Source organism: Paenibacillus terrae (assembly GCF_000943545.1).
In the GTDB taxonomy this organism is placed as follows: Bacteria; Bacillota; Bacilli; order Paenibacillales; family Paenibacillaceae; genus Paenibacillus; species Paenibacillus terrae_A.
On the sequence record NZ_JTHP01000131.1, the window covers coordinates 1 to 8,589 of the forward strand.

The following is an 8,589-nucleotide window of genomic DNA, read 5'->3' on the forward strand; positions in this document are numbered from 1 at the left end:
CACAACACTTTTATTACTCCCTCATTTTCCATCAATTCTAACTTCCGATACCGTTATATTATCGGAAGTTAGAATATTTCACTTTTATACCACCCAAATGTCACTCTTCTTCTACTACTTTTTGTTCTAAATATGTGATATAGTTATCTTAAAAATCTATGTTAACATGATAACATTGTTGATATATAAGGGTTTTCATGTTAACACATGGAGGTAAAATAATGGATGATAATAAAAGGGCAAATCATGAAAAGGCTGAGTATGATGGTAAGACAAAAGGGATGAGATTGTCCCCTAGCACGCGTTCCTTGTATGAGTCAATGAAGGAAGCTGCCGGAGGCACAGACGACACCTTTATTGAGCATTTGTTACATATTACGAAATTGCATGACCTGCAGAAAACCGATCCGGAATTTGCAGAGGAATTAAAAGAGCTTCAAAAGTATTTAAGCCGGTTTTCGAGCGTGTATATTCGTATGAGAGAAAGAGGGGCCGATGCTCTCGAAGAAACTAAGGAGCGGTCACTTGAAGCTATCGGCCGCTTAGAGCAAGATTTAATGAATATTCAATTAGAACTAGCCGAATTACAAAAACACCTGGCACAAAAAGATGAAGAGCTAGCCGTCTCCCTTCAATACAATAGTGATTTAAGTTCAAAGATGGAGCAATTAGAAAAAACAACGAAGACAGTTGAGGAACTGAATCGTTTGACTAATGAAAAGTTGGAACAAAAAGAGAAACGCATAAATGAACTTCTACATGCAGAAAAAGACGCAGCTGAGATGAAAGAGCAGTTGCAGACTGCTAAGCAAGAGCATGAGCAGGAACGTGCTGAATTTAAAGAGGCAGAGAAAGAGCTTAAACACCAATTGGAACAAAATCAAAGAGAAAATGATCGTCAACAACTCGAGAATAAGGAAAGCATATTTCAGATAAAGAAAGAATTTGAGCGTGCAACTGATGTTCTAATAAAGGAAAAAGACATGGAGGTTAAAGAAGCGGAGTTTCGAGTAAAAAGTGAATGGCAAGAAAAATTATCTGAGTTAAAGAATGAACTATCTGAGAAACATGCAAATAGGATTGCTGAATTGATAGAGAAGTTTCAAACTAATAAGGACGAAAAAATGTGACCATCCCCTACACGAGTATCGTAACTATATATATTTTAAGCCAGTGAACTACTGTGTAAGTAGCTTCACCGGCTTTTATAGGATTTGATATAAAACAAATCGCATCGTTAAAAGGATTGCTGTCAAGTGAAGAATAAGATGACTCGAATGACATTTTGCAACGCATTTACGAGAGATATGAGTAAGACAATGGGCCTTCTGGAGTCGTTCACCGACGAAGAGATAAAAACAAGCCGGATTTTCCCTAGCATACATATTATCCGGCTTGTTTGAATAAATTTTCGCTTAGCGTACGTTTACCGCGTTTTATTGGTAGTACCCCTTATACCCTTGTAGGCCCCAATTATTCCCTGTACTCTTGGTAGAGAACGTAATAGAGTAGCTGACATCAGGGATACCATCCCCACCTAATTAGCATTCCCTAATCGTTATACAACCTACTACTATTAATGAGTCCAGTATCTACGCCGCCAACGTTATCCCCCTGTCATCCAACATTTTACATAGCCTTCATTACCATTATCGCTTGTAGATTCTTTATTATCGTTATCTCATTTATCCTTGACCTCTTTAATTTGTAGTACCTTATTTTACCCTTCTACAAAGGCACGGTTGATCTAGTCGCTCCTATACGTCATCTTTAATACACTCTTGTAGTCCTTTTTCGTAATAAAAAAGAAGCAAGTTCGTTTTTCCACCAAACTGCTTCTCTACATACAGTTAATTTATATCAATAAGTGCTTCATAAATAGAATCCTTTCCTTTATACTTGTATGTCCCTATCATTCTTAACTCTTTCCCGTCCAAGAAATACTTATCATCTAAATGTGGATCAGGTACACCTTCTAAAGTTGAATAGTCGACGAAGCGAAGTTCATCGTCTAGGTATCCAATTCTTACTATATCATCTGAATGTTCAACATAAAGCCATTGGCCACTCTTTGATTTTCCAACAAAATCTCCAAGTAATTCCGGATATTTTTTAGGTTGACCCAGATTGTCAAATTGTGGTTCACCGGTTTTAAGATTGAGTACAAACATTTTTGAATATGCTGATGCTGTTGCTATAATATCTCCAGAATTCAGGTCTACATATTTAAAATTAAAACTTGACGAACCAAACTTAAATTTAATATTAAAGTCTATAGAATGTTCATAATCCCCACATAAAATGAGCTTCACAGAGTCTCCTTTGTCGAATTTTAAAGCGTACCCCTTGGATGTCAAAATAACTCTATCCAGTTTCCATGATTTATCTATTCCATTATCAAGAAAAGAGTGTACTTGAATTTTATTATTGCTGTCGAGGTACTTTACTGTATATGATTCGTTATCAGCAAAGATAAAACCACCAGGAACCCCATCAACGGTAGTATGTCTGTATAATTGACCTAATGCTAAATCTTTAAATAACCAATTTTCGTCTCTTCCTTCTGATACATAAATTTTTGGAGTATCGTAATAATTTTTGGCATTCTTATAAGAAGAGACTGTTAATCTATCATCTTGTTCAAAGGCATATCTACCTACGGAGTCATCATTTATATTTGTGTACTGCTGATTACCATATTGTAAATTCACTCTTCTTAGAACAAATAGTTCTTTTGTAACTTTACTTGTTGATGTAGAATCATATTCTATTTGTTTATAAGATTCAGAAGAATCTTGATTGCTGCAAGCAGTAATATCTAATAGTATTAGAAAAATTAGTAAAAAAAGAATCTTTTTCATAAATTTAATTTAACCCCTTTTTCTTTTTACATATGACTTGATTGATAGAGTACTAATGAGTTCAATAACAAACATGATATTCTCTGATTAATCCGAATAATCTACCATTTGTATTCTTCCGAACAACACAATCCTGGCTAATCCCTCCATAAAAAACAAAAAGTTCATCTTCTTATTTTCAATTACCACTTCGCCCGCATCCGTATCCAAAAGAGTTGAAATTGAAATTTAAGAACTCGGATAATAAATTAACACGCAAGAGTGGATAAAAATCAATATAGCTAATTTTTTGCCCATCTCTATATATTAGCGGATCGGATTCCCCCTCTCTTCACCTATATACTTTTTTAACAACACTAACTGTCATTTAATAAAAACGATCGTCAGATTAAAAAGTCGATATATACCTTATTAAGGATCGTATAAACCTCGTTTTCTCTCCTATTTATTTCGTTTCATCAGCTGTTGAAATATTTAGTACCAGTTCCATGCAAATATCAATTTCATGCAATTTCAAACAATGATAAACTTCCCGCTTTCATTTTGGATGTAAATTATGCCAATTACTATAATACATCAAACTAGGCCAATATTCCTCTTTTTTGTACTGTAAAGTAGGAAATTAGCCACTTGTCATTCAACTAAATTTTCAAATACCTATTTCGATTTAGGACTTCGCCTGATAGTCACTATTATACCCATACCAAAGTTAACAGAGTAACTGAACATCAAGATAGACCTAGTTAGCTTTCCTAACCTCCGACTACTCTAAGGGGCGCACTTCACCAATGGGTAGGGAGTTTCAAGTTGTATAGCTAGGAAAAGTTAGATGTCTCCAGGCTGTGAACTGGCTACTCCCCATGTTTCCCCATTAACTTTATAATCGCTACCTCTCCACTGAAGCGTGTAGTTACCAGAACGCATACCGTTTGTGATACCTTCGTCAGTAGACTTCCAAGTCACTGTGTCGTGAGGAGCAATTACTAATCCATCAATATATTGCTTGTTTGAAGCGTTGTGAGTTAAACTTACCCTTACTGGATGATCAGAGTGATTCTTCATGCGAAGTTTAACATGACCCCATCCTTTAGGGACATTAAGGGATTCCCCTACAGTTGCGCTTCCGCCCGATCTTTGATTAATTATGATGTTTTCGCGAGTTTTACTTGTTGGAGCTGAAATAGCCCCTACCGTAATCGCTATGGTTAAAGATAAAATCGAGAATAGAAATATTTTCTTCTTCATATTTTCCCACCCTTTTTTGATATGGTCTACCTGAAAGGGAATACCGAGTGCAATCCTGGTAGTTCCTCTCTTATATACTCTAAATTCAAACCGATTACAGAAGAAAAAGATCCGATAATCTTAATTCGACTCGCTGTAATCAGCGCCTCCGCAATCCAAAGATATCCACAGAATCCTCTCCCAAAACGGCTGTATCCAAGTATACTCTTACCTGGTCTAATGCAGCTGCAAATAGTTCTATATCCGACTTTAACACTTTATATGTATGTTTCATGCTGATCACCTCAGTCATTCATTCGATGGATGATGTGGTAATTCCTTTAATGAAAAAATCCCCGCCGACCAGTTAAGGTTAGCGGGGATTTGCTTTGCTTACGTTTAAGCTCCTCCATGTGTTGCAAAGATTTGAACTCCCTCATTATGGCTGTTCATATAAATAGGTACAGTTAAGGTAAACAAAAAACTACTCGCAACGATCAACATTACCACTTTTTTCAACATTGTTTAACCACACCTTTTCAATGAGATCGTAAAACTTTGTTTTGGTTTCAGGAACCGCATGGGCTTTGAAATGCACAAACAACCCCATACAATTTATAAAATATGTCTCATTATTTAGTATATGCGCTTTCACCATTGCACAAAACAAATGATTAAAGCCATCATAGTGCATCCCATGATTTAAATAATAATAAGCCAATTCATATCCACACAGTGCCGAGTAGTCTGGTATCACTTGCTGGGTATACATATCATCTGATGATGGTCGCTGAGAAAAAGACGCAATCTCAGTTTCAAATCGTTTAAGTATATCATTTAAATCCAGCTTATAACGGTTAGCTGCTATCATAATGTTAAGTAGTTGAGTAACCCTATCTTCTTGAATTGTATCTGACGATTCATCAATATAGTTTAGATATTCATGAAGCACACTTACATCACCAGATAAAAGCCTATATGCATGTATATTAGCTTGTGACCAGTATTTAAACAAGCCGATCCAGTATTGGGTATCCTCGTCGGTCTCTCTAACCCAATCTAAATTGGAGTAGGCATATGTATAATGTAATGCCTGCTCATAATCACCCTGCTCTTCACATGCATTGGCACACAGCAAATCTGCATAAGCGATGTACACAAACAAGGGACGACTTAGCTTATCAGTAGATTCGGTTTGTTCTCGGCTGTCCTGTTTATGTTTCAAAGTATATTGGATTTCCGCTTTAGCTCTCATTGTTCTAGCTACTTCCTCAACCTTGTCCCATTTACGTAAAGACCTGTATACGTTCGCCAAATCCTTCAATGCATCAAGCTGATCTATTTCATACAGACGTTCGACAAAAGCTTCAAAAACGGCTGCTGCCCTAACATTTTGGCTTTGGTCGTCTCCAATTTGAATCGTGAATATACGATATTGACAGGTTGCCAAGCGTTCAGAATGTTGGTACTTCTCCGCTTCAGCTACGCCCTCATAGAGCAGCAACGCAGCATCATATCGTCCCTGTTCAAATAACGTTTCTGCAATCTCAAATAGTTTGGGCGAATAGAGTAGATTGTCCATGATGGCTCCCACTACTCGACGGATTGTATCCAGCTTGTCCAACTCCGCACAGCGAAACAAAAATGGCTCGATTCGCCTCATATTCGGAGGGGTGTCGATGATGTAGTTTTCTATAAATAAGTCGTAAAAGTAGCCCTCTGGTAAACCCATAGCCTCAGTAATTAGGTCAAGCTGGTTAATAGACATAGACTTATTCCCAGTTACAATAGCACTTACTATTCCCCTATTCATGCCTGCAATATGCCCAAATTGGGCTATGCTCAAACCCTCTTGTTGTAGGTATCTGTCTAATTCCGCTCGAATCGTAGGTGTATGCTTCATGTCATATCCACCCTTCGTATAAATATTCCATTTTTTTAACATACTTCATTTTTAACCATAATTAGCCATCTGTCAATATACTATGCAACTAATGTAAGAATTCGATTTTTGCATGAAAAGAAAAAACACTTTCCGCTAACTTTTGGTGTCAACGGAAAGTGTGATTAACTATATTTTTTTCTCAGTGCTTATTGTTCTTATTCTTTTTCTCAGCAATAAGTAAACCTAGCAGTGTATATCCTCGGTACATTAATCCAATTAGAAGCACTCCACCAGCAATAGAAAGGAGGATAACTAAAATATTAAGTATAACTAGAAATAAATCCAAAAAGACACCTCCAAAGTATATTAAGTCTTCTTTATTCTATATTAAGAGGTCATGACGAAGTAACACAAAGCTTGTCATAGAACAAAGTAAGATTATAGCAGTCAAATTGAAATAACTAATGTTATTCAAAAAAAGCTGGTGGTCAGAATAAAAGACCGAATCTGTCGCAACCTTTTTTAGTTTTTATGGTATATATGATAAAAAAATGAAATCGGGTGTTTGTTCAATGAGACGAATTATTGTTGCTCTACTCGTATCTTCCTGTCTTCTTATTTCCGGCATACTTCCAACAAACCTGAGTTATGCGAAGAATTCAATTTCCAATCTTCCCGTTGTAGCAGAGGATGCGGCTGTGTTCTATCTGGTACCGCATCAATTGACTGCCGAATTGAATAAATCTTCCTTATCGCTGGATTCCGTCTACATAAAGGCCGCTCCCCTGCTGAAGAAAAATAATTATTTGTATTTCCCGTTTAAATGGCTGGAGACAGCTCACTTGGCAACCATCAAGCGGGATGCAAAGACATTCAGCACGTGGGCGGAGTTTGACACTGAGAATTCGGTACCTTTTTCCTCATTACGGTTGATGCCTAACCAATCAAAGATTTTCAGTTACTCAGACGGAACAATGACAGCGCTGGATGAGTCAATACCTAAAACGTTTATGAAAAACGGCCAATTGTATGTTCCAGTGTCACTCCTGCCTAAGATGGGAATAAATTATACATGGAGTAATGGAGTCATGCACTGGGTCTGGAACGATAAAATAATCAAAGTGCTTCACCCAACTTATACAACGGATAAGGAAAATATCACTTTCAGCGCATTAGTGCAAAAAGAGTTCGGACATGCTTATCTTATGGTTAATACAGGAGACGGTGGCATGACAAGCTCCATTGGAGGTAGCATTAGTACGTTAAAGGGAAAGGAAAAAAACATTGGAAAGCCGATTATAATGAATGGACAAACATTTCAGCGAATTGAATATTCAGTAGAGCTTCGTCCCGGTCCAAACCCATTAGAAATTATAACCAATGATAAAGGTTCTGCTAAGATAATGGTCCATCGCAAAGTATTAAACCCATCATCCGTTCCCATCAGATACAACCATGCCAGTAACGAGCAAGACATCCGCTTTACCAAACCGACCCAGGGCTACCTCCGTGTAAAGGCTGGAGATTCAATAGCAATTGCTGGAGTCGTAACGGATACGTATATTCAAAGCAATGAAGTTTCTTTTGGAGTGGCAGCATTTAAGAACGGAAATTTTGTTGAAGAAGAAAAAAAGATCGTTATCCCGCTCAAACAGGATAAATCCTTTAGCGGTTCTATCGTAATTCGGAAACCTGGTACTTATTTGCTCAATATTCTAAGCCCAGATGTATTTGTAGGAGGTAGTTCACCGTACGGCTCTGTCAAATGGGCTGAAATCGCAGTTGAAGTGTTGTCTAACACCAACAAAAACCCATAATTCTCTCCCTGATCTAACGCTAGCTAAATATGGATCGGATTGTGTCTGCTTTAGCAGTATGAGACGTTGGGAAAAATGAATGGTTTACAAACTATCCTGTTTGACAAATTAAGGACACCGATCTGGGCTAACCATCGGAGTCCCTTTTCACATCTACTCTAAAACCAAACCAGTCAAGAAAAAAGCTCTGCCTTCCAAATTTGTGAAGTAGCTGTCAACAGAAAATAAAGTGTTTTCTTAGTGCTTAGATTAATTTATGGATTTTTTTAAAGAACTACATGCTACTCGCGTATGTGCTTTAATTAATAATTGTAAGTGGTAATATAATAGGAGGACGTAGCCCAAGCGAAGGCGCGGGAGCGTCTTTTTTATTTGACTAACGGATCTGAAGAGGTGAAATATGATTCGGGGAGTAATTATCGAAGGGTTGCCTACTGCCAAACACAAAATGGTGAAAAAACGATAATTGCAATAAGTGAACACTATTCACAAGTTTTGCATTCATACCAAGGCGTCTTAAGATCGATGGACAAGAATGAACATATTCAGCTTTTAAATCGTCATGTTGATTATCTTGAGCAACAATACAATTGGATTGATTTACTTGGTAATACGAAATCATCAAACGGTGTATCGTTCTACATTACAATTACTTAAAAATCTACGGAAACTAATGCGCGAACATACAAAAGCCAAGCAGAGCGAATACGCCGAATGGCTTGGCGTATCCCAAGGCCGAATATCTCAGATCACAAAAATATTATAGATCGGTTCTGTCCTGGCCTTACGTTGTGACCTTGAT

6 protein-coding genes are annotated in these 8,589 nt (G+C 37.2%); 3 read left to right on the forward strand and 3 right to left on the reverse strand.

Translation table 11 applies throughout. From position 1 onward, the window contains the following. The first annotated feature begins 221 nt into the window (after nt 1-221). Entirely contained in the window at nt 222-1,130 is a 909-nt protein-coding gene (locus tag QD47_RS28630) for a coiled-coil domain-containing protein (protein WP_044649322.1), read from the forward strand. A 720-nt stretch (nt 1,131-1,850) separates the two neighbouring features. Here the strand turns inward: QD47_RS28630 and QD47_RS28635 are convergent. The 3 genes from QD47_RS28635 to QD47_RS28645 form a co-directional block, all read right to left on the reverse strand. Continuing rightward, on the reverse strand, nt 1,851-2,861 hold the full coding sequence (locus QD47_RS28635; protein ID WP_044649323.1) for a hypothetical protein: 1,011 nt from the start codon (nt 2,859-2,861) through the stop codon (nt 1,851-1,853). Between the two features lie 825 nt (nt 2,862-3,686). Next, nucleotides 3,687-4,106, reverse strand: coding sequence for a hypothetical protein (locus QD47_RS28640; protein ID WP_044649324.1), 420 nt, complete (start codon nt 4,104-4,106; stop codon nt 3,687-3,689). A 463-nt stretch (nt 4,107-4,569) separates the two neighbouring features. Continuing rightward, the gene (locus tag QD47_RS28645; RefSeq protein ID WP_044649325.1) at nt 4,570-5,988 is read right to left on the reverse strand and encodes a helix-turn-helix transcriptional regulator; all 1,419 of its coding nucleotides are present in this window, start codon (nt 5,986-5,988) and stop codon (nt 4,570-4,572) included. 554 nt (nt 5,989-6,542) lie between these two features. On the opposite strand from QD47_RS28645, the gene QD47_RS28650 reads away from it, so the two are divergent. Then, nucleotides 6,543-7,787 carry a hypothetical protein gene (locus QD47_RS28650; RefSeq protein WP_044649326.1) on the forward strand — a complete coding sequence of 415 codons (1,245 nt, stop codon included), beginning with the start codon at nt 6,543-6,545 and terminating at the stop codon, nt 7,785-7,787. A gap of 372 nt (nt 7,788-8,159) precedes the next feature. Next, nucleotides 8,160-8,444, forward strand: coding sequence for a hypothetical protein (locus QD47_RS32315; protein ID WP_161797217.1), 285 nt, complete (start codon nt 8,160-8,162; stop codon nt 8,442-8,444). Nucleotides 8,445-8,589: the final 145 nt, after the last annotated feature.